Here is a 20,052-nt window from a genome sequence, read left to right as displayed (position 1 = left end):
TTAAAGGCCGGGCCCAGGCGCTCGGGGAGCCTGATCGTTCTGACCGCTCAGGAGGCTGCGGTTAGCCGGCGGCCGTGAGATGCGACAAACCACGTGCGCACAGCGCCTATCCTGATAACCTGCGTGGGATACGGGGAATGTCACTGATTAGCCGTGTGGTGAGCCTGCGGTTTGCGTCATGTCCGTCAGCTGGTCGCATTGCTCAAGCGCCGCGCAGCTCGTCCCACCTCGGACCCATACTCAGGCGGCGGGTCGCAACTAGTTGGACTGCATCGCGTCGGTTCTGATATCCGCTTCGGGCCCCGTTTACGGTGATCAGCGATACCTTGCTGGCGCTCGTGTAACCGAGCGAGTCCGTCAGCAACCAGTCGGGGTCGTCCAGAGCCGTGCGGATCTGTGCCAGCGACAGCCGCAGACGTCGCAAGGTGGCGACGCGGTAGAGGCGTTCGATCTCGGTCGGGCCGTAGAGACGGTGGCCCGAGTCGGTGCGTGCCGACGGTTCCAACAGCCCGACGGCTTCGTCGTGGTGCAGCGTGCGCACGGTCGGGCCGGTTTCCCGGGCGAGCTCACCGACGCCGATCAACGCGTCATCGTCGGTTCGTCGGCTCATGGCCACGACCCTGAGACCTCACGTTGGGTCAGGTGCAACCTCGGCCGCGGCGTGCGGGGGTACCGGCGAATCGTGGAGCTTCCTTCTCCTTCTGAGGAGGAAGCTGAAGGGCAGCGCGATCAAGATGACGAGGCATGAGACCAGGTAGACATCGTTGATCCCCATGACGTATCCGTTCGCATGGGCTGCGGCGAGCCCGGCCGGCGAAGTGGCCCCATGCGAGAGCGCGGAGATGTGATTCGACGCCCTGGAGGTGAGCAGCGAGGAGAACACGCCGATGGACAGACAGGCGAACATCTGCTTCGTCCAGTTCAGGATGGACGAGCCGTTGCCCGACAATTCCTTTGGCAGAGTGATCATTCCGGCGTTGGAGGCGGGCATCGTCGCGAGGGCCAGTCCGATGTACCGCAGTGCCATCCAGATTCTCACGTAATCATGCGATGTGGTCACCGAAAGCTGGGTCATGCGCCAGGTTCCCAATGCGATCAGGAAGACCCCGACGAGCAGCAGCGGCAGAGCTCCGATGCGTTCATAGACCCTTCCGACGATCGGCATCAGGACAGCCATGCAGATCGTGGCGGGTAGTAGGACCAGCGCCGCATCCAGTGGGGCCAGTCCCTGGATGTTCTGCAAGAAGATCGGCGTGAGAAATATGCCGGAATACAGGGCGATGTTGATGATGCAGCCAACGACCACGCCGGCAGTGAAAGTCGGATATCTGAATGTCCGTAGATTCAGAACCGGGCTCTTCGCCCGCAGTTCCCAGAAGATGAACAGAGCCAGGAACACAGCACCGGCGATCAGCGTGCAGACGATGATCGCAGAACTCCACCCCAGGGCCGAACCCTCGCTGAATGCGAAGAGCAGAACAGTGCTCGAGAGCACGCTCAACACGATGCCGGGTATGTCGAGGGCGCTGTCCGCGGAGAGCCGGTAGCCCGGCAAGAAGATGACTCCCAGGATGAGGGCGATCAAGCCCAGGGGGATGTTGATGAAGAAGATGGCCTTCCAGTTGAAGTACTGAATAAGGAAGCCGCTGACCGTCGGTCCGACCGCTGGTGCCAGCGTGGGGGCGATGCTCCAGATGCTGACTGCGGTGATCAGTCTTTTCTTCGGGAGGGCCTGATAGACGATCGCCATGGTGGCGGGAATCGTGACGCCGCCGAAGAACCCTTGCAGGAACCGGATCGCGATCAACATGTCGATGGTGTTCGAGACGAAGACCAACGCTGATGCAGCAGAGAAACCGGCTATGGCGATCAGGTAGAGACGCTTGTAGCTGATCCTCTCGCCCAAGAACGCCGTCAGGGGCGCTGACGTGCCCATGGTCAGCATGAAGCCGGTGATCAACCATTTCGCCGTGTCGAGATCGGTGTGCAGATTCGTCATGAGATATGGCAATGCGATGTTGATCGTGCTGCTGCTGAGCATGACGACGAACGAGCCCAAGAACATCGTCATCATCATCGGCCAGAACTTGATTTCTCTGGTTGTCTGCACGGTCGCGCTTCCCATCTCTGTCAACCAATCGCCAGATGATTGATATATCAATTATCTCGGCAAAAAAAATATCTCGCCCTTCATCGGCCGGATTGCAGCCCATTGCCGAGCTTGCGCAACAGCGACTTCAGTGTCGCCATCTCGTCGTCGCGCAGCGCCGCTTTGAGCACATCGTTGTACTGCTTCGCGCGCGGCCTCGTCTCTCTCAGGAGTTGCTTCCCGTCCTCTGTGATGAAGACGAGGTATTCTCTTCCGTCGGTCGCCGATCTCCGTCGCTCGACCAGCCCCTTTCTCGCCAGGAGATCGAGCGTCCTGGTGATTGCCGCCGGTTCTTTGAAGCTGTCGGCGGAAAGTTCTTTCTGGTTGTACCCGTCTTTCCGGATCAAGCGATTGAGTATTGCCCATTGCTCCGAGGTGATGTCGAAGTCCTTCAGGTAGGCCTGCCACCGTCCTCTGAGTATCGTGTTCGTCCTGTACACCAACGAATTGAGGGAATCGTCGATATCTGGATACACCTGACGTACCTCCTCACTCGATCGACAGGCATGATCGTACGCCTAGATAATTGATACATCAACTATGAGATGGCGTCGGATCACGTCTCGAGGGCAATACCGCCGACTGCGTGGACGAACTCGACTGCGCGTACGAACTCGACGGGATCGCACCGAGTGCTGCCTCGCCAGCCGTCGGGAACCTGCGACGCTGTCACGAGAGATAAGCGGCAAGCAGTCGGTCGAGCGCCGAATGTGCTTGGGTGCGAGCCGAATCGGCATTGGCGTGCTGGGCGATCCAGAGGGCGGTTTCGTTCATGGCGCCCGACAGTTGTGCGGTGGTCGCGTCGAGCAGTTCCTCGCCGACGCCGGCCGCAAGCAGGGCATCGCGCAGGTGTGCTGCGGAATTCTCGGCGTCGAGCCGACGCCACTCCTGCCAGCCGACCACCGACGGGGCGTCGATGAGCAGGATTCGTACCGCGGTGCCGGACGTGATCGCGTCGAGGAACGCGTGTGATCCGGCGCGGAGCTGGTCGCCGGGGTCCGCGCCGGCTGCCTCTGCCGCTTGCACGACCGCATCGGCGACGCCCGCCTGTAGCCGTGCGGCAACAGCACCGAACAGTCCGGCCTTATTTCGGTAGTGGTGGTAGACCGCCCCGCGCGTGACGCCTGCGGCGCCGGCGACATCGTCGAGTGAGACGTCGGCGAAACCGCGTGACGAGAACAGTTCGGTTGCCGAGTCGAGAACGCGCTGGGCGGTCTGAGCGGCGTCGGCCGCGGAGGCGCGTGGCATGGACTCTTCCTTTACGTGCAGTGTGTATGTATTCTGAAGTCGTTACATACTCACTGTACGTAAAGGAGAGTTCTGTTGTCAGCCACGAGCTTCTACCCCGTCCTCATGTCGCGCGACGTCAGCGCCGCGGCAACGTTCTACCGCGAGCTCCTCGGGTTCGAGACGACCTTCGAGTCCGACTGGTACGTCAGCCTGCGGCTGGGAGCCTTCGAGGTGGCCGTACTGGCCCACGATCACGCCACGATTCCCGAGGGGTACCGAGCGCTCCCGAAAGGGGTGATCGTGAACCTCGAGGTCGACGACGTCGACGCGGTCCACCGCAGCCTGGCGGCCGATCCGGATACCGAAATCGTCATGGGCCTCAGAGACGAGGACTTCGGCCAACGGCATTTCATCCTCGCCGCACCCGACGGTGTCCTTCTCGACGTCATCCAGCCGCTGCCGCCGAGTGCCGAGTACGCCGACGCCTACGCGTCGGCGTAGCGGTGACACGATGGATCGGTGAGACGACAGGGTGGCTGACACGACAGCCCCCGCGACGAATCGAGGACTCGATGACGCTGCCCGATGACCTTGTTGCCCTGTTGCGCCGACCCGCGCCGTGCCATGTCGCGACGATCATGCCCGACGGGTCGCCGCAGCTCACCCTGACGTGGGTCGACACCGACGGCGAGCACGTTCTCATCAACACGGTGCAGGGGTTCCAGAAGGACAAGAACATCCAGCGCGATCCGCGGGTCTCGATCAACGTCTCCGATCCCGACAACCCCGCACGGTACTTCGAGATCCGGGGCCGCGTGATCGGGTCGACGACCGACGGGGGAGCCGAGCACATCGAGGCGTTGTCGCAAAAATATCTCGGGGCGCCGTATCCCTGGTTCGGAGGACGCGACCAGACACGCATCATCCTCACCATCGACGCCGACAAGATCCACGGAGTCGGCTGAGAAGGCTGTGTCGCAGAGCTGTCTGCGCAGGTGTCACGCTCGCTCGTGGGGGATCTTCTCGCCGGCGGTCACGTCGAACGGCAGAGTGTTGCCGGCCGGCGGTAGGGGGCAGGTCGCGAAGTCGATGAACGCGCACGGCAGGTTCGTCGCCCGGTTGAAGTCGATGATGACCTCGCCTCCACTTCGCACCACCTCGTCGTCGGCCTCGATGGCCACGCTGCGGTTGGCCGCGTACGTGGTCACCCCGGAGGTGCCGTCGGTGAACAGCACGGACAGGCCACCGGCCTTGCCGTTGAATGCGATGAGGCGATGGTCGGCGCCGTCGCGGGTCAGGACGAGCTCGCCAGGCGAGACGTAGACGTGCGCAAGCCCCTCGGCCACGGCACCCACGGTCACCGGGCGGGGTGTCGAGTAGGGCTCGAAGGTGGCCGACAGCGCCCAGGACGGGTCGGGCTCATAGGTGGGCACTCCTCGGAAATCGCGGACGGTGGGCGCATTCTCGTCATGCACCCGGATCAGATAGCCGTCGCCGCGGCGCGCGACTTCGAGGTGCACACCGTCGAGTTCGACGATCTCGCCGGCGCCGGTCGCATCGAGGTCGAAGTCGCGGGCTGCGAATGTCTCGCCGCCGTTGGGTCGAAGGTGGCCGGTTGCGCCGTCGTACCACCAGGTGCCGGGAAGCCCGTCGAATCGGGCCGGCTCGGTCTCGAGCCACTCGAGTCGGTTGATCGACAACCATCCGAGCGGGTTCGCGAGATCGCGTTCGCGAGCGGTGTGCCACTCATGCCACTGCTCGGCGAAATCGGCGTCGGTCGATAAGGTTTCGGTCATCGCACAAGGCTCCTGACGATGGTGGGGGATTCGGGGGGACCTGGGGTGGTCGACGCGGTGCTGCGCGTACCTGGTGCAACGCGCAGTCGTGGCCTGCTCGATGGCATTTCGTTCATCCTGCGCGCAACTCCTGGCCTCGGACGCGGGATACGGCCCGCGTAGTGTTGCCTGCTGTGTCCGATCCACCCGGTGGTCACGGGGCCGACTCCGTGTTCACGGTTGCCACCTTCAATGTCAACGGCATCCGCGCCGCGCGCCGCCGTGGATTCGACGAGTGGCTTGCATCCCGGTCACCGGACGTCGTGGCGCTTCAGGAGTTGCGTTGTCCGGCATCGGAGATCGGCGAGTTTCCCGGATACGCGGTCACGGCCGACGTCGGATCGATCGCCGGCCGTAACGGGGTGGCCGTACTGACCAGGCGTCCGGGCACCGCGGTGCGCACCTGGGTGACCCACCCGCCCACAGCGCGCGGTCTCGGTGAATTCACCACGCATGGCCGGTACCTCGAGGTCGACCTCGCCGAACAGCCGGTGACCGTGGCCTGCCTTTACCTCCCGAAAGGTGGACTTCCCGCACACCGGCAGCGGCCCGGCTCGATGCGCGAGAAACCCGATGGCGGCCAGAAGTACGAACGCAAACAACGATTTCTCGCGGCATTCGGCCGGGAGTTGGACCGCAGTCGTCGTGCTGCGCACCGCGCGGGCCGTGACTTCCTGCTCGTCGGGGATCTCAACATCGCCCACACCCAGCACGACGTGACGAACTGGCGCGCTGCCCGCTCGATGGACGGATTCCTCCCCGAGGACCGTGAATGGTTCGAGTCGATCCTCGGGACCCGGCGCCTCGTCGACGTGGTGCGACGGGTACACGGAGCGCGGCCGGGCCCACTGACCTGGTGGAGCTGGGCGGGAGAGTCGTTCGCCAAGGATGTGGGCTGGCGAGTCGATCACCAACTCGCGACACCCCGACTGGCCGCGTGCGCGACCCAGGTGACGGTCGACAAGGAACCGTCGGCCGCGCAACGGCTCTCCGACCACGCCCCACTCGTGGTGAACTATCGCATGCACATCTGCCCCGATCCCGCATAGGTCTTGTCCACAGCCGTGCGCCGCGCCTACATCGCTGTGGATGGTCCGGACCCCGCCTCGGTACCGGCGATGAACACTGTGGCACATGGGAATTCGCTATTACGCATATCCGGTACCCGGCGACCGCATCGACGACGCACACCGTGATCCAGGACTGTTCCTCGGTGCCGATCCCCTCGGCGACGCATGGGGCCTGGTGCCGGTCTCGGTCGAGACCGAGAACGGCGAGACGGTGGCCAGTGACTGCGTCTTCGCGCTCGACGCCAAGCCGCGCCCCACGATGCTGTACCTGGACAAGGCTTTTCGTGTATTCCAGGACATCTTCTCCGGCCGCGACGACGATTCCGGCCCGCGGGAGTCGTATACGTTGGTCGAGGGGATGCCCAGTGTGTCCTATGGACAGGACTATTCGTTCACCCCCTGGGTCCGGGTCCTCGATACAACGGACACCGCGGCGATCGCGCGTGATCTCATGCTGGTGCCCCTCGTGGCGGACGACCACCCGGCCCTCGCCCGCGGAATCACCTGGAAGGCCGAGGACATCAACAACTTTCTGCGCACCGCTGCGCAGTTCATGTCCGACCGGGCCGCGGCGGGCGATGGTGTCGTCTACACGATCAGGTAGGCGGCCGGGTCAGCCCTGGGCGAGTTCGGCCACGTGCTGCCATTTTTCCCACTCGGTGAGCCGGCTCGCGTAGTCGGCCTTCGCGATGTCGAGCGGGGCGGTGCCGAAGAACACCCGCAGCGGCGGCTCGTCGGCGTCGACGATCCGCAGGATCGCTGCGGCCGAGGCGTGTGGGTCGCCGGGTGCGGAGGTGCGTGACCGGCGCGCCCGGGCCGCGGTCTCGCGGACCTCGTCGTAGGCGGGGAGCGCCGTGGCGTGCTTGGCCGACGCCCCGCCCCAATCGGTGTCGAATCCGCCCGGCTCGACCAACGTCACGTGGATGCCGAACGCCTCGACCTCGGCGGCCAACGCCTGGGAGAAGCCCTCGAGTGCCCACTTGGACGCGTTGTAGATGCCGATGTTGGCGAATGCGCTGATACCGCCGATCGAGGACACCTGAATGATGTGACCGGAGCGCTGTGCACGCAGGAACGGCAGCGCCGCCTGCGTGATCCACAGGGCGCCGAACACGTTGGTCTCGATCTGGTCGCGCGCCTGCGACTCGGAGAGTTCCTCGATGAAACCGAACTGACCGTAGCCGGCGTTGTTGACCACCACATCGAGGCGGCCGAAATGCTCGTGAGCACGAGCAACGGCAGCGATATCTGCCGCGCGATCGGTGACGTCGAGTTCGATGGGCAGGATCGCGGCACCGTAGGAGTCGACGAGGTCGGCAAGACTGTCGAGGTTGCGCGCGGTGGCGGCAACGCGATCGCCGCGATCGAGTGCCGCGATCGCCCATTCTCGGCCGAAGCCGCGTGAGGTCCCGGTGATGAACCAGACCTTGTCGCCATCGGTGTTCGTGGCCTGATCGCTCGTCTCGGCACCGCTGTCCACAGGACTCATCGGGATTCTCCTCACATCGTTGGATGGGAATGCGTTGGATGGGCTCGGCTCCCGCGTCGGGAGCGCACACACCCTTGACATCAACGACACCGCGACGCAGGCATTCCTCGGGTGGACCGGGGTTGCGATCACCGCGGCCACAACGCTCGTCGGCTCCCGTCCCGGCAACAAAGGTGGGTGGTGATCGCCATCGACCCGGGAGGACCCATGACCGCCACCATCCGCACCACCGTTGTCCCGTTCGTCCTCACCGCGGCGGGAACCGGTGTGGCACAGCACCTCGTCAGCGAAGGGCCGGTGGCACACGAATTCGACACCGACGCCTATCCCGCATTCGGTGGGCGTGATGCCGCGCCGAGCCCGCTGTTCTACGCACTCGGCGCCCTGACCTCGTGCAACCAGGTGACCGCATCCCTGGTTGCCAAGGACTTGGGAATCTCGCTCGGCGCGTTCGACTTTCGGGTGCAAGGCGACCTGGACACCGCGGTGCTGGTCGCCGGGGCGGACGGCAACGCCAACTTCACCTCGGTCAGCGTGCAGGCAACGGTGCAGACCGACGCCGACGCAGACACGTTCGCCGAGTTCGTGTCGGAGGTGGAGCGACGTTGCCCGGTCAGCCAACTGTTCATCCGGAGCGGACTCGAATTCCGCAACGAGTGGACGAATGCTCCCCTGACCGAGTGACCCCTGACCGAGTGACCCCTGACCGAGTGACACTGTCGATGGACAATGACCCGGCCCGTCACCGACCGATCGTCGGTGATGTGCCGCGGGGGTGGAAATACCCGGCGGGCCGGGTGCGTTGGCCCCGGGCATGAGCGATGAACCAGAACTGAGTCCGACCGATTGGGTGCGCGAGCAGACCGCGAAGATCCTGGAGCAGGGGACCACCGACGGGGTCCAGGTGGCCGACCGGCCGGTCGTGCTGTTCACCACGACCGGGGCGAAATCCGGCAAGAAGCGCTATGTTCCGCTGATGCGCGTCGAGGAGAACGGCCGATACGCGATGGTCGCCTCCAAGGGCGGGGCTCCCGAGCATCCGGCCTGGTACCACAACGTCAAGGCCCACCCGCAGGTCACCGTGCAGGACGGCCAGAAGGTCGCCGAGCTCACCGCCCGCGAGGTCAGCGGAGACGAGCGAGAGCACTGGTGGAATCTGGCCGTGGCCGCCTATCCGCCGTACGCCGAATATCAGGTCAACACCGACCGGCTGATCCCGGTGTTCGTTCTGGAGTGACACCCGCGTGGACACCCACTAATGAAAACAATTATCATTAGCGGGTGTCCTCCTCCGCTGCAGCCCAGCTTCCCGTCACGGTCCTCTCCGGTTTCCTCGGATCCGGTAAGACCACCCTGCTCAACACCTTGCTCGCCAACCGCGAGGGCAGGCGCATCGCCGTCATCGTCAACGACATGAGCGAGATCAACATCGATGCCTCGCTCATCGACCTCGGTGGCTTCGACCGCACCGAGGAGCGCATGGTCGAACTCACCAACGGGTGTATCTGCTGCACCCTGCGCGAAGACCTCATCGACGCGGTCGGTGATCTCGCCCGGGCGGGTCGATTCGACCATCTCGTCATCGAATCGACCGGCATCTCCGAGCCCATGCCCGTTGCCGCAACCTTCGACTGGGTCTTCGAGGACGGCTCCTCGCTGGCCGACCTGGCCGTCCTCGACACGATGGTGACCGTCGTCGACTGCTCGACCTTTCTCACCGAGCTGGCGCGTGGTGAACGCCTCGACGACCGCGCCCTGCAAGCCGGCGACGGGGACGAACGCACCATCGCCGACCTCCTCGTCGACCAGGTCGAATTCGCCGACGTGGTGATCCTCAACAAGACCGACCTGGTCGGTGCGGATCAGCTCGGCCGCGTCGAGGCGACGGTGCGCCGACTCAATCCGCGCGCCCAGGTCATCGTCACCACCCACGGCGAGGTGCCACTGGACCGGGTGATCGGCACGGGTCTGTTCGACCACGAGGCCGCCGCGGCGGTGGCCGGCTGGGACGACGAACTCCTCGGCGGCCACGTGCCCGAGACCGAGGAGTACGGAATCGGGTCGGTGGCGTTCCGCGCCGAGCGGCCGTTTCATCCGGCACGCCTCGCCGACGCTCTCGACGGACTCCGAGGAGTGTTGCGCAGCAAGGGTTTCTGCTGGATCGCGAGCCGACCCGACATCGTTGCGGTCTGGTCGCAGGCGGGCCCGAACCTCATGATCGAACCCGCACAGTACTGGACGCCGCCCGAGCACGACCCGCTCGCCGGGCCGGGTCAGGAGCTGGTCTTCATCGGGATTCATCTCGACAAGCGCGAACCCGTGCGCCTCCTCGAATCGGCACTACTGACCGACGACGAGATGCTCGCCGGACCCGAGGCGTGGGTCGGTTACCCGGATCCGCTGCCACGCTGGAACATTCCCGCGCAACACCACCACTGACGGCCGACGGGTCATGGTGCGCAATGTGCCATGGACACAAGCGTCAGCCGATCCACACCGTCTTGATGTTGCAGAACTCGCGAATGCCGTGGGCGGTGAGCTCGCGCCCGTACCCGGAACGCTTGATGCCACCGAAACCGAGCTCGGGATACGAGGTGGTCATCCCGTTGATGAACACCTGACCGGAGTCGATCTCGTCGATGAAGCGTTGCTGCTCGGCAGGATCGGTGGTCCAGGCATTGCCGCCGAGGCCGAAGGTCGTGTCGTTGGCGATCGCGATCGCCTCGTCGATGTCGGCGACCCGATAGAGTGCGGCGACGGGCCCGAACGCTTCGGCGGCATAGAGATCCATTGTGTCGGTGACATCGGTGATGACGGTCGGCTCGTAGAACCAGCCCGAGCGGTCCAGACGGTGCCCGCCGATCAGCACGGTGGCACCGGCCGCCACGGCGTCGTCGACGAGCTTCTCGAGATCCTCGCGTCCCTGCTCGGTGGCGAGCGGTCCGACATCGGTGGCCTCGTCGGTGGGATCGCCGACGACGAGTTCGGCGAAGCCGGCGACGAAGGCTTCGGTGAACTCGTCGTAGACATCGGTGTGGACGATGAAACGCTTTGCGGCGATGCAGGACTGGCCGTTGTTCTGCACCCGTGCGGTGACCGCGGTCGCGGCGGCCGCGGAGATGTCGGCGCTCGGCATGACGATGTAGGGGTCGCTGCCGCCGAGTTCGAGCACCGTGTGTTTGACCTCGTCGCCGGCCACAGCGGCCACCGCGCGTCCCGCCGGCTCACTGCCGGTGAGCGTGGCCGCTGCCACACGCGGGTCGCGCAGGATCGGTTCGACCATCGACGAGGGGATCAGCAGGGTCTGGAAGCAGCCCTCGGGTAGACCGGCACGCCGTAGCACGTCGGAGATGTAGAGCGCCGACTGCGGGACGTTCGACGCGTGTTTGAGGACACCGACGTTGCCGGCCATCAGGGCGGGGGCGATGAAGCGGACGGCCTGCCACAATGGGAAGTTCCACGGCATCACCGCGAGAATCACACCGAGCGGCTGGTAACGCATGTACGCGCGGCTCGCCCCGACGGCATCGGCGTCGACGATCTCGTCGGCCAACATGGCGGCGCCGTGGTCGGCATAGTGGCGAAAGGCTTTCGCGCACTTGAGGACCTCGGCCTTCGCGGCCGAGAGGGTCTTGCCCATCTCCTGGGTCATCATCGCCGCGGTCTCGTCCGCCTCGGCCTCGAGCAGATCGGCCGTCGCATGTAGCCACCCTGCGCGCTGTTCGAAAGTCGTTCTGCGGTAACCGGGGAATGCCTGCGCCGCGCGGTCGAGCGCGGCGTCGACCTCATCGTCGGTCATGGGCTCGAACTCGCGGATCGTGCTGCCGGTGGTCGGGTCGACGGTGGCGATGGCCATGATCGTCAGTCCCTTCTGCATCGAGGGCGGTGGATATCGTGGGAGGTGGAGGAGATCCACCTCCCATGACTGTCCCTCCACGATTACCACCGTCGAGCCGATCGCAAACCCCGTCGAGATCAGCCACGGCGCCGCCCGGCAGGGCCACCACGCTCAGACGAAGATCATCCCGCCGTCGACGAGCACCGCCTGGCCGGTCATGTAGTCGGAGTCCGGACCCGCCAGGAAGGACACGAGTTTGGCGACGTCATCTCCGGTCGACACGCGTCCGAGCGTGATCCCGGCGGCCATGGCCTTCATCGACTCGCCCTTGCCGACGTGATTGATCTCGCCGAGGTCGTGGTCGATCTCCTCCCACATCGCGGTGTCGACGATGCCCGGACAATAGGCGTTGACCGTGATACCGTGCGGCGCCCATTCCTGCGCCGCGGACTGGGTCAGGGCACGCAGTGCGAACTTGGTCGAGCAGTAGACACCCAACAAGGCAAAGCCCTTGTGTGCGGCGATGGATGCGGCCCCGATGATCTTGCCGCCGGACCCCTGCGCGATCATCTGGCGAGCGGCCTCGGTGTAGCACAGGAACGCCCCACGTGAGTTCACGGCGTGGATTGCGTCGAACTCCTCCGGGGTGACATCGAGCAGCGCCTTCGTCTGTGCGACACCGGCATTGGCGACCATCACATCGAGTGAACCCAACGCCTCGGCGGTCCCACTGATCAACGACCGGACGTCGTGGCGCACCGACACGTCACCGGTGAGGTCGACCGAGGCGACTCCGGTCGCCTCGATCTCGGCGCGGGTGTCCTTCAGCTCACCGGCCATGGACGGTAGATCCGAGACGGCCACGTCGTGCCCGTCGCGGGCCAGCCGCAACGCTATCGCTTTGCCGATTCCCCGTGCGGCCCCGGTGACATGCGCGACGCTCATTGCTTCTCCTCGTTCTCGACTTCCCGGGCGCTGATCGGTCCGGTGCGCGCATGACGCTACGACGAGGAGTGACGTGGGTCATAGGGTTGCATGGCGATGCAACCCCCGCATCGGGTCGCCGCGCCCGCCCAACCGCCGATCAGCCGGCGGTGGCCATGCTGATCAGCGGTGCCAACGCATCGGCCACGATGCGATACGCGACGTCCTCCTCGGGGTGCACGCCGGGAAAGAAATAGAACCCGTGCGGCATCCCGGCGGGGAAGTACGTGGTCACCGTGGTGCCCGCTTCGCCGAGGCGATCGGCGAAGGCACGCGCCGAATCGATGATCGGGTCGTGGGTGCCGGTCGCGATCACCGTCGGTGGAAACGCATGCAGATCGCCCTCGATCGGACTGGCATACGGGTGATCCCACGGGGTGGTCGGCAGATAGGCGCCGCGGATGAATCCGGTGAAAGCGGTGTCGTAGACGATGCCGCGCGGAGCCTGCTCACGAAACGACGACCAGCGCTCGAACCGGAAGTCCACCATCGCGCCCAACAGCACCACGGCGTCGGGGGTGCGAACCCCGTCGTCGGCACACCGCAGCGGTATCGCGGCGGCAAAGTTCGAGCCCGACGAGTCACCGGCGACTCCGAGGAAACGAGTGTCGCCACCGATACGTGAGGCATTGCCCGTCACCCAGCGATACACGCCGTAGGCGTCGTCGAGCGGTACCGGAAACGGAAACTCCGGCGCGAGACGGTAATTGGCCGACACCACCAACGCACGGTTGGTGGCGGCGAGTTTGCGGGTGAGGAAATCGCAGTCGTCGGAGCTGCCGACGGTGAAGCCTCCGCCGTGGAAGTACACGAGTACCGGCAGCAGTTCCTCGGGATCGGTGCCCGTCGGTCGATACAGCTGGCAGCGGGCGACCCCGCCGTCGACCGGCACATAGATCTCGCTCACATCGACATCCGGTACGGCCTGTGCGCCCGACGGCGGGACGAGTGTCGGATCGGGTTGGTGACCGTCGCCGACGTAGCCGCTGCGCACCGGCGCGATCATCAAGTCGCGCAGGGCAACCGGCGCCCGGTTGTTGGCGATCACCTGATACATCGGCATCGCCGGATCGTCCGGGGCGAAGTGGCTCAGGGCGTCGGCACTCGTCACCTCGGGATCGCTCACCCCTACGGTGACATCGACGAGTCCAGCGGGAATGGTGCGCAATTCGGGATCGACCATGCGCCGATTATCGCCGGCGCGGTGGCCGTGTGTGTCGCTTCGTCGCGATCGAGCACCGTCACCTACGATCTGCGTCCATGACCACGCGCACGACGCCGACGGCGGACCGGTTGCTGCACGCATTGGACCTGCCCTCACGGACATGGTGGCGACTCGTCGGACGAACAGTCGACCTCGACTCGTCCGAGCACGTCTTCCTGCGCGGCCCGATGAATCGTCGGCACACCGTCGGCGACGCATGGTTCGACGACCTCGACCGCTCGGGGCGGGTCCGCCCGATCTCCGCCGACGACGGACTGTTCGACGACATGAGTGTGCTCGACGGGCCCGACTTCACTGCGACACAACTGCATCCGCTGGTCCGGGGCTTCTATGAACACACCGCGCGCTGGCGCATGGAGGTCTGGGCGCAATGGAATCCACTGCTTGCGCCCGGTGCGGCAGCGATCGCCGGTCTCTTCGGTCGCCGCGTTCGGCAGCTGGCGCTACCAACCGCACCATTGTCGGTGAGCCGCGGCATGACCAGTCGTGTGCGGGTGATCGATGACGTCGACGGACATCGTGCCGGAGCGGCCTGGCTTCGGACGCTGCGTCTGGACGGCTCGGCCGTCTACAGCGGCTTCTATCGCAGCGCGATGCTGCCCGGATCGGCACAACCCCATGTGGCGGTGGTCTTTCCGCTGGAGGCGGGCAACGTCGGCGTATATCTGCGGCCGCGCGCCGAGCCGGATGGCTCACTGGTGTTGACCTCGCGATCGCGGACCTTCGGCGAGGACGGGGCGTATGTCACCGTCGTCCTCGGCCGACGGACCTACGCCGCCCGCGCCCCGTTGCGTGAGCGAATCCATGTGTTCGTCGACGACGAGGGAGAACTGCGCACCGACCACGCATTGGATCTCGGTCCGATGCGGGCGTTGCGTCTGCATTACCGTCTCGAGCAGCGACCATCGTGAATCGGACCGCCCGTGAACCCCGACAGCCGTGAACCCAGACCGCCCGATCGTCAGGACTGATCCGCTTCGGTGCCGGCGCTGCTCGCGAAGGCGTCGGTGATGGCGGTGACGAATCGGTCGACGTCGGTGGTGGTCGTGTCCCACGACGTCATCCAGCGGACCACTGCGGAGGGGCGGTCCCAGTCGTAGAAGTGCACCTGTTCGCGAATCCGGTCGGCGATGTGGACCGGGAGTCGCGCGAACACCGCATTGGTGGGACTGTCCTGGGCGAATCCGAGACCGGAGAGCGAGCCATTCGCGACGAGGTGTTCCAGTGCTGACCGCAGTCGCGCGGCCATCGCATTGGCGTGCGTGGCATTGCGGAGGCCGAGATCGGCGTCGAACAAAGCCAGGAGTTGCGCCGAGATGAACCGCACCTTGCTCGGCAGTTGGGTCGTCATCTTTCGCACGTAGGCGGTGCCCGCGGTCCGGTCCGGGTCGATGACGATGACCGCCTCGGCGCCGAGCGCGCCGTTCTTGGTGCCGCCCAGGCTGACCACGTCGACGCCGGCGCCGGTGGTGAAGTCTCGTAGCGGGAGGTCGAGTGCCGCCGCGGCATTCCACAGGCGGGCTCCGTCGATGTGCACCGCCATCCCGTGCTCGTGCGCCACCGCGCAGATCTCGGTGATCTCCTCCGCGGTGTACACGGTGCCGACCTCGGTGCACTGCGTCAAACTCACCGCCGACGGCTGTGCTCGCTGTGCGTCGCCGAGTGCGCGGGCAGCGGCGGTGATCTGTGCCGGCCGCAGCTTGCCGTCCGGGGTGGGCACATGGAGGATCTTGAGTCCCGAAACCTGCTCGGGTGCAGTGCCTTCGGAACCATTGATATGTGCCTCGGAGGTGGTCACGACGGCACCCCAGCGCGGGGTCACCGCGGTCAGGGCGACGATGTTGGCCCCGGTTCCGTTGAAGACCGGGAAGACCTCGGCTTGCTCACCGAACTGCGCGGCGACCACGTCTCGAAGTCGTTCGGTGTAGACATCGGTCCCGTAGGACCGCTGGTGTCCGCCGTTGGCGGCGACGACCGCAGCCATCACGTCCGGGTGGGCACCGGCGTAGTTGTCGCTGGCGAAGGCGTGCCACGAGGAGTCGTGTATCGAGGGAAGCGTCACGAGTTCAGGCTCTCACAGGGTCGAAGGCGCTCGGGGCCGTGCTCACCGCGCCGGGGTGCGGCACACTGAGAGCCATGCCGACGACTGATCGACCCCTGCGGTCGCTGGGTTTTCTCACGATCGGGTCGTTCGATGAGGCCGATCCGGCGGCCGGGCACCGCACGACCCTCGACGTCATCGAGCGAGCCGAGGACCTCGGCTTCGACAGTGTGTGGTTGCGCAACCGGCATCTGCAGTTCGGGATCTCCTCGCCGGTCGCGGTGATGGCCGCGGCCGCCATGCGTACCAGTCGAATCCAGCTCGGCACCGCGGTGATCCCGCTCGGCTGGGAGAATCCGCTACGACTGGCCGAAGACCTCGCGACCGTCGATGTGTTGTCCGGTGGTCGGGTCAATCCCGGTGTCTCCGTGGGTACCCCGATGCGTTACGACGACGTCAAGGCCGCCCTGTACCCGGAGACCCACGACATCGAGAACTTCTCCAAGGATCGGGTCGTCCGCCTGCTGTCCTGTCTGCGTGGCGACCCCGTCAGTGACTTCGAGGGCGTCGTCGGCATCGAATCGTTCTCGCGGCGTGTGCAACCACACTCACCGGGGCTGGCCGACCGGGTGTGGTACGGCGGCGGGCGCGAGTCGGCGATCTGGGCGGGGGAGCAGGGACTGAACTTTCTGACCTCGTCGGTGGTCACCACCGAGGGCACCACCGCGCGCGACTTCGCGACCATTCAGGCCGAACACATCGATGCCTACCTGGCCCACCATCGTGACCCGGCGTCGGCGCGCGTGTCACAGGGGCTCGTGGTCATTCCCACCGACACGGCGAGCTCCGAGCAGATCGCCCGGTACCGGGCCTACGCCGACGCACGTCTGCCGCGCACCCTCACCCCGCAGGGCCCGCGCGGCATGCTCTTCTCCCCGGACCTCGTCGGCCCGTCGGAAGTACTCGCGGAGATTCTGTACCAGCACAAGGGGTTCCAGCGTGCTGACGAGGTGGCGTTCGCTCTGCCGTTCAGCTTCGACGACGAAGACTACCGGCAGATCATCACCGACATGGCACAGCGCCTCGGGCCGGCGCTGGGGTGGACACCGGCGTGAGGTGACTCACGCTGTGCGACTCACACCGTGTGCCGTGCGCCGACGAGGAAGCCGACCAGTTCCTCGGTCAACGACAGGCACGCCGCCGCCTGGTCGGCAGGGCGGCCGCCGAGGGCGATTCCGCCGGTCCTCGACACGGTCGACGGATAGAGCCCGGGCCGCAGGAAATGCCCGGCTCCCTCGTACCGAATGTGTCTGTCCGCCGGGTTGTTCCGGCGCCCGAGCAGGGCATCGGCCATCGACTCCGAAGGCCAGAGCTCGTCGTCGGAGCCGCTGACCGTGAGGACGGGGCACCCGATGGCCTCCGCGGCGATCACCGCGTCGGGTGGGACGTCACGAGCGAGGCCTTCCTCGTAGGCGGGATGCAGTCGGAGCACGGTCGGACGGTGCGCCGCGACGTCGCGCGACAACCGCCAGGCGTTGCCGACGAGTTGTGGCATCAACGCCCCGCTCGGCAGTGGGGCGTAGGCGCACGGTTGTCCGCGATGAGTCCACGACGATGTTCCCGGGATCTCCCCGTCGGGCCCGATCGCCTGCCAGGTGACGCTGCTCGGGCTGAGCAGGATCACCGCAGACACGGCGAGATCGGCCTCGCGGGCCAGTGTGGCCGCGAGACCCTCGGCGCCGCGCGAGATGCCCATTGCGGCGACCGGGCCGCCGACGTGCTCCGACAGCCAGTGCACGGCTGCGGCGAATCGTTCGAGTGGGATGTCGGCGATCGGAGCGGCGTCGGGACCGTCGTCGAGCCACGCATAGGCCAGTGCCGTGACCCCGCGGGACGCGAGAGCGCAGACGGCCGCCCGCTGCGAATCCACCCCGCCTTCCGATCCGCCGAAACAGACGACGGCGGGGCCGGTCGCCGACGCCGGTACGGCCAGCAGTGCCCGTCGTCCGTCGACGTCGATCTCGATCACCTCCACTGCCGGGTCGGTGGCCCGACGCAGGCAGGTCAGTGCCGCGCTCCGACCGTCCACGGAGGCCTCGACCCGGACCTGCCATGGTTGCTCCGGCGGGATGAACAGGTCGGCGCGGTCGGCCGGGCCGTCGAATTGCATCGCCCAGATCGGTTCGTCGGCGATCGTCTGGCCATTCTCGACCGACCCGCGCCAGGTCCACATGCGGCCGTACAGATCTGCCCCGGAAACGCTCAGCGCCACCGGCGAGGTCGCGCGGGTGGAGACGGTGATCGCGAACGGCTCGTCGTGGCGGGAGGTGTGCGGCACTTGCAGCTGTAGATGGGGATCGGTGACCGGCGGGGCAGCCGGCGGCTGGGGTACCGGAGCGCCGGGATCGGCGGCGCCCTCGCGCTCGGACATCGCCGCGGTCTTCTTGTCGAACCAGGATGGGAACACTCCCGACGCGGTGCCGGCCAACCCCATCATCGTGAACGGTATGACCCAATAGCAGAGCACCGAGGCCACCGAGCCACCATCCCGAATCGTGGCCTGTCCCTGGATGATCGGGGGAATGCACGAGATGAGCGTCATCAATGCGAAGACCGTGGTCCACATCCACGTCATCGCGGTGGTGATCACCCGGAAACCGTCGCTGCGGGCCGTCGCGGCGTCGACCGAGGCGGCAGCGTATTCGCGGACGAACGGGCGACCGATCAGCAGGCCCGTCAACGCGACGAGGAAGATGCCGGCATTACCCAGCGGCTGCAGCCATTGCTCGAGGAATCTGTCGCTGACGGTGAACGACAACACCGACAGGGTCACGAACACCACGACCGCGCCGACCTCGAGGGAATGCCAGGGCTGTTTGCGGATGCGCTGTACGGCCACCGCGATCACCGACAATCCCAGCGCGATGAGCACGGCACCGCGAAACGGCATGTTGCCCACCAGAATCCAGTACACGATCCAGGGGGAGAATCCGATCAGGAAGCCCATGAAAGCCCACATTCTTCCGAAGAAACCCGCACGGTGGGAGTTTACGAGTCCGACCCGTCCCCGACCACGAGAATGCGACGAACTCCTCCACCGGGTGTGACACCCTGGTGAGATGACCGACGATCTCGCCGCGCGCCTGCTCGAGGCCCAGATCTCTTTCACCTTGCGCGAACTGCGCGACCCCCACTCTTACGGCCAACTCGTGGTCGAGCAGGTCGATGCCTTCCTCGGCGACGTGTCCCGGTTGACCCTCGACGACGTCATCACCCGTGACCTGATCAAGCTGACCGCCCACAAGTACACCGTGCAGTTGCCGGTGGAGGGCTCGATCCCGGAGTTGGTCGGTGAGATCGCTGCTCGCCTGTACCGCCATCGCGTCAACGACGAGATCGCGATGACGGAGGTACTCGACGCGCGGCACGCCGACGAATTGTTCACGGCGATCGCCGAGACCGGGATCGCCCGTCGGATCGCTGCGGAGATCGCGACCAGCCCGGCCGCGGTCGATGCCTGCGTGGATGTGGTGGCGCACGCCTTCGACGCCGCAGTCGCCGACGGGCGCGCGATGGCCGGCGGCCCTGGCGTGGCCGCCTCGGTGGTCCGCGGGGTCACCCGGCTCGCAAGTCCGCTCGTGCCGGTGGTGTCCTCGGCGCTGACGATCCTCACCCGTCGGGGCGCGAGCTACGTGCTGGCCGCGGCCAAGGAGGACGGCGACGCCGTCCTGCTCGACGCGGCGCGCGATCTGTGGCGGTTGCGCTCGGACGACTCGGTCGGCTGGTGGCGCGAACTGGTGACCGACGACGACATCGACGACCTCGTCGTCGTACTGTTCGAGTTCTGGAAGTCCTTCCGCGACACCGACTATTTTCGCGCACTCCTCGACGAGGGCATCGACCACGTCTTCGACAAGTACGGTGCGGTGACGCTGGTCGACCTCCTCGCCGACCTCGGTATCGGTCGAGCGGATCTGATCGAGGAGGGGCTGCGCTTCGGTCCGGCGGTGATGTCGCGGCTCGACGAGCGGGACATGCTCGAGCCGGTGGTCCGCCGACAATTCGAACCGTTCTACCGCTCCGAGGAGTTCCGCGCGGCGATCGAGGCGACCTGAGCGGTCGGTGACGACCGACCCATGACCCGGTGAACCGACACGCATGTGCCTGACCCGCCGGGCTGTCGCACCCCTT

General features: G+C 66.0%; 21 protein-coding genes. 10 read left to right on the top strand and 11 right to left on the bottom strand.

Translation table 11 applies throughout. The annotated features are described in order from the left end of the window. Positions 1 to 202: 202 nt before the first annotated feature. The 4 genes from GOPIP_RS03240 to GOPIP_RS03225 all read right to left on the bottom strand — a co-directional run bounded on the left by GOPIP_RS03240 (position 203) and on the right by GOPIP_RS03225 (position 3,397). Positions 203 to 610 carry a MerR family transcriptional regulator gene (locus GOPIP_RS03240; RefSeq protein WP_035727019.1) on the bottom strand — a complete coding sequence of 136 codons (408 nt, stop codon included), beginning with the start codon at positions 608 to 610 and terminating at the stop codon, positions 203 to 205. Positions 611 to 628: 18 nt separating this feature from the next. Beyond that, the gene (locus tag GOPIP_RS03235; protein ID WP_210739668.1) at positions 629 to 2,125 is read right to left on the bottom strand and encodes a DHA2 family efflux MFS transporter permease subunit; all 1,497 of its coding nucleotides are present in this window, start codon (positions 2,123 to 2,125) and stop codon (positions 629 to 631) included. 65 nt (positions 2,126 to 2,190) lie between these two features. Beyond that, complete coding sequence (locus tag GOPIP_RS03230) at positions 2,191 to 2,625, bottom strand: MarR family winged helix-turn-helix transcriptional regulator (protein ID WP_006368113.1); 435 nt, start codon at positions 2,623 to 2,625, stop codon at positions 2,191 to 2,193. Between the two features lie 193 nt (positions 2,626 to 2,818). After that, positions 2,819 to 3,397: a TetR family C-terminal domain-containing protein gene (locus GOPIP_RS03225; RefSeq protein WP_006368112.1), complete on the bottom strand. Its 579-nt coding sequence runs from the start codon at positions 3,395 to 3,397 to the stop codon at positions 2,819 to 2,821. A 75-nt stretch (positions 3,398 to 3,472) separates the two neighbouring features. On the opposite strand from GOPIP_RS03225, the gene GOPIP_RS03220 reads away from it, so the two are divergent. After that, complete coding sequence (locus GOPIP_RS03220; RefSeq protein ID WP_006368111.1) at positions 3,473 to 3,880, top strand: VOC family protein; 408 nt, start codon at positions 3,473 to 3,475, stop codon at positions 3,878 to 3,880. A 71-nt stretch (positions 3,881 to 3,951) separates the two neighbouring features. Next, positions 3,952 to 4,344, top strand: coding sequence for a PPOX class F420-dependent oxidoreductase (locus GOPIP_RS03215; RefSeq protein ID WP_006368110.1), 393 nt, complete (start codon positions 3,952 to 3,954; stop codon positions 4,342 to 4,344). 33 nt (positions 4,345 to 4,377) lie between these two features. On the opposite strand, the gene GOPIP_RS03210 is transcribed toward GOPIP_RS03215, so the two are convergent. Further along, positions 4,378 to 5,175, bottom strand: a complete 798-nt coding sequence (locus GOPIP_RS03210) for a DUF1684 domain-containing protein (protein ID WP_006368109.1) — start codon at positions 5,173 to 5,175, stop codon at positions 4,378 to 4,380. 173 nt (positions 5,176 to 5,348) lie between these two features. Between GOPIP_RS03210 and GOPIP_RS03205 the strand changes: the two genes are divergently transcribed. Continuing rightward, positions 5,349 to 6,263 carry an exodeoxyribonuclease III gene (locus tag GOPIP_RS03205; protein WP_035727015.1) on the top strand — a complete coding sequence of 305 codons (915 nt, stop codon included), beginning with the start codon at positions 5,349 to 5,351 and terminating at the stop codon, positions 6,261 to 6,263. A gap of 85 nt (positions 6,264 to 6,348) precedes the next feature. Continuing rightward, positions 6,349 to 6,888 (top strand): hypothetical protein, encoded by a 540-nt coding sequence (locus GOPIP_RS03200; protein ID WP_006368107.1) that lies wholly within the window; start codon positions 6,349 to 6,351, stop codon positions 6,886 to 6,888. Between the two features lie 9 nt (positions 6,889 to 6,897). Here GOPIP_RS03200 and GOPIP_RS03195 read toward each other — a convergent pair whose 3' ends face one another. Continuing rightward, positions 6,898 to 7,773, bottom strand: coding sequence for an SDR family oxidoreductase (locus GOPIP_RS03195; protein WP_006368104.1), 876 nt, complete (start codon positions 7,771 to 7,773; stop codon positions 6,898 to 6,900). 207 nt (positions 7,774 to 7,980) lie between these two features. On the opposite strand from GOPIP_RS03195, the gene GOPIP_RS03190 reads away from it, so the two are divergent. From GOPIP_RS03190 to GOPIP_RS03180, 3 genes are all read left to right on the top strand, one after another. Further along, complete coding sequence (locus GOPIP_RS03190; RefSeq protein ID WP_035727038.1) at positions 7,981 to 8,457, top strand: OsmC family protein; 477 nt, start codon at positions 7,981 to 7,983, stop codon at positions 8,455 to 8,457. A 130-nt stretch (positions 8,458 to 8,587) separates the two neighbouring features. Then, on the top strand, positions 8,588 to 9,010 hold the full coding sequence (locus tag GOPIP_RS03185) for a nitroreductase family deazaflavin-dependent oxidoreductase (RefSeq protein ID WP_026920084.1): 423 nt from the start codon (positions 8,588 to 8,590) through the stop codon (positions 9,008 to 9,010). Between the two features lie 44 nt (positions 9,011 to 9,054). Continuing rightward, on the top strand, positions 9,055 to 10,212 hold the full coding sequence (locus GOPIP_RS03180) for a GTP-binding protein (RefSeq protein WP_006368101.1): 1,158 nt from the start codon (positions 9,055 to 9,057) through the stop codon (positions 10,210 to 10,212). A gap of 43 nt (positions 10,213 to 10,255) precedes the next feature. Here the strand turns inward: GOPIP_RS03180 and GOPIP_RS03175 are convergent, their stop codons facing one another. From GOPIP_RS03175 to GOPIP_RS03165, 3 genes are all read right to left on the bottom strand, one after another. Further along, on the bottom strand, positions 10,256 to 11,629 hold the full coding sequence (locus GOPIP_RS03175; RefSeq protein ID WP_035727035.1) for an NADP-dependent succinic semialdehyde dehydrogenase: 1,374 nt from the start codon (positions 11,627 to 11,629) through the stop codon (positions 10,256 to 10,258). A 153-nt stretch (positions 11,630 to 11,782) separates the two neighbouring features. Beyond that, entirely contained in the window at positions 11,783 to 12,556 is a 774-nt protein-coding gene (locus GOPIP_RS03170) for an acetoin reductase (RefSeq protein ID WP_006368099.1), read from the bottom strand. A 139-nt stretch (positions 12,557 to 12,695) separates the two neighbouring features. Then, entirely contained in the window at positions 12,696 to 13,778 is a 1,083-nt protein-coding gene (locus GOPIP_RS03165) for an alpha/beta hydrolase (protein ID WP_006368098.1), read from the bottom strand. A 77-nt stretch (positions 13,779 to 13,855) separates the two neighbouring features. Between GOPIP_RS03165 and GOPIP_RS03160 the strand changes: the two genes are divergently transcribed. After that, on the top strand, positions 13,856 to 14,731 hold the full coding sequence (locus tag GOPIP_RS03160) for a hypothetical protein (RefSeq protein WP_006368097.1): 876 nt from the start codon (positions 13,856 to 13,858) through the stop codon (positions 14,729 to 14,731). A 50-nt stretch (positions 14,732 to 14,781) separates the two neighbouring features. Here GOPIP_RS03160 and GOPIP_RS03155 read toward each other — a convergent pair whose 3' ends face one another. Beyond that, positions 14,782 to 15,882, bottom strand: a complete 1,101-nt coding sequence (locus GOPIP_RS03155; protein WP_006368096.1) for a threonine aldolase family protein — start codon at positions 15,880 to 15,882, stop codon at positions 14,782 to 14,784. 74 nt (positions 15,883 to 15,956) lie between these two features. Between GOPIP_RS03155 and GOPIP_RS03150 the strand changes: the two genes are divergently transcribed. Beyond that, positions 15,957 to 16,976 carry an LLM class flavin-dependent oxidoreductase gene (locus GOPIP_RS03150; protein ID WP_035727011.1) on the top strand — a complete coding sequence of 340 codons (1,020 nt, stop codon included), beginning with the start codon at positions 15,957 to 15,959 and terminating at the stop codon, positions 16,974 to 16,976. Positions 16,977 to 16,996: 20 nt separating this feature from the next. Here GOPIP_RS03150 and GOPIP_RS03145 read toward each other — a convergent pair whose 3' ends face one another. Next, a complete protein-coding gene (locus GOPIP_RS03145) occupies positions 16,997 to 18,868 on the bottom strand; it encodes an acyl-CoA thioester hydrolase/BAAT C-terminal domain-containing protein (protein WP_035727009.1) in 1,872 nt (623 codons plus the stop codon). A gap of 112 nt (positions 18,869 to 18,980) precedes the next feature. Between GOPIP_RS03145 and GOPIP_RS03140 the strand changes: the two genes are divergently transcribed. Continuing rightward, on the top strand, positions 18,981 to 19,976 hold the full coding sequence (locus GOPIP_RS03140; protein ID WP_006368093.1) for a hypothetical protein: 996 nt from the start codon (positions 18,981 to 18,983) through the stop codon (positions 19,974 to 19,976). Positions 19,977 to 20,052 lie beyond the last annotated feature (76 nt).

Origin of the sequence: Gordonia polyisoprenivorans NBRC 16320 = JCM 10675 (assembly GCF_000241325.1) — a bacterium.
GTDB lineage: Bacteria > Actinomycetota > Actinomycetes > Mycobacteriales > Mycobacteriaceae > Gordonia > Gordonia polyisoprenivorans.
Note: the sequence above shows the minus strand (reverse complement) of the source record. Positions and strands in the feature narration are given on the sequence as shown.

Bases quoted from the DNA above. Each gene is read 5' to 3' on its own strand.
- GOPIP_RS03195 (WP_006368104.1), bottom strand. From the start codon at position 7,773: ATGAGTCCTGTGGACAGCGGTGCCGAGACGAGCGATCAGGCCACGAAC.
- GOPIP_RS03210 (WP_006368109.1), bottom strand. From the start codon at position 5,175: ATGACCGAAACCTTATCGACCGACGCCGATTTCGCCGAGCAGTGGCAT.
- GOPIP_RS03140 (WP_006368093.1), top strand. From the start codon at position 18,981: ATGACCGACGATCTCGCCGCGCGCCTGCTCGAGGCCCAGATCTCTTTC.
- GOPIP_RS03235 (WP_210739668.1), bottom strand. From the start codon at position 2,125: ATGGGAAGCGCGACCGTGCAGACAACCAGAGAAATCAAGTTCTGGCCG.
- GOPIP_RS03215 (WP_006368110.1), top strand. From the start codon at position 3,952: ATGACGCTGCCCGATGACCTTGTTGCCCTGTTGCGCCGACCCGCGCCG.
- GOPIP_RS03170 (WP_006368099.1), bottom strand. From the start codon at position 12,556: ATGAGCGTCGCGCATGTCACCGGGGCCGCACGGGGAATCGGCAAAGCG.
- GOPIP_RS03150 (WP_035727011.1), top strand. From the start codon at position 15,957: ATGCCGACGACTGATCGACCCCTGCGGTCGCTGGGTTTTCTCACGATC.
- GOPIP_RS03190 (WP_035727038.1), top strand. From the start codon at position 7,981: ATGACCGCCACCATCCGCACCACCGTTGTCCCGTTCGTCCTCACCGCG.
- GOPIP_RS03225 (WP_006368112.1), bottom strand. From the start codon at position 3,397: ATGCCACGCGCCTCCGCGGCCGACGCCGCTCAGACCGCCCAGCGCGTT.
- GOPIP_RS03200 (WP_006368107.1), top strand. From the start codon at position 6,349: ATGGGAATTCGCTATTACGCATATCCGGTACCCGGCGACCGCATCGAC.
- GOPIP_RS03185 (WP_026920084.1), top strand. From the start codon at position 8,588: ATGAGCGATGAACCAGAACTGAGTCCGACCGATTGGGTGCGCGAGCAG.
- GOPIP_RS03175 (WP_035727035.1), bottom strand. From the start codon at position 11,629: ATGGCCATCGCCACCGTCGACCCGACCACCGGCAGCACGATCCGCGAG.
- GOPIP_RS03145 (WP_035727009.1), bottom strand. From the start codon at position 18,868: ATGGGCTTCCTGATCGGATTCTCCCCCTGGATCGTGTACTGGATTCTG.
- GOPIP_RS03165 (WP_006368098.1), bottom strand. From the start codon at position 13,778: ATGGTCGATCCCGAATTGCGCACCATTCCCGCTGGACTCGTCGATGTC.
- GOPIP_RS03240 (WP_035727019.1), bottom strand. From the start codon at position 610: ATGAGCCGACGAACCGACGATGACGCGTTGATCGGCGTCGGTGAGCTC.
- GOPIP_RS03160 (WP_006368097.1), top strand. From the start codon at position 13,856: ATGACCACGCGCACGACGCCGACGGCGGACCGGTTGCTGCACGCATTG.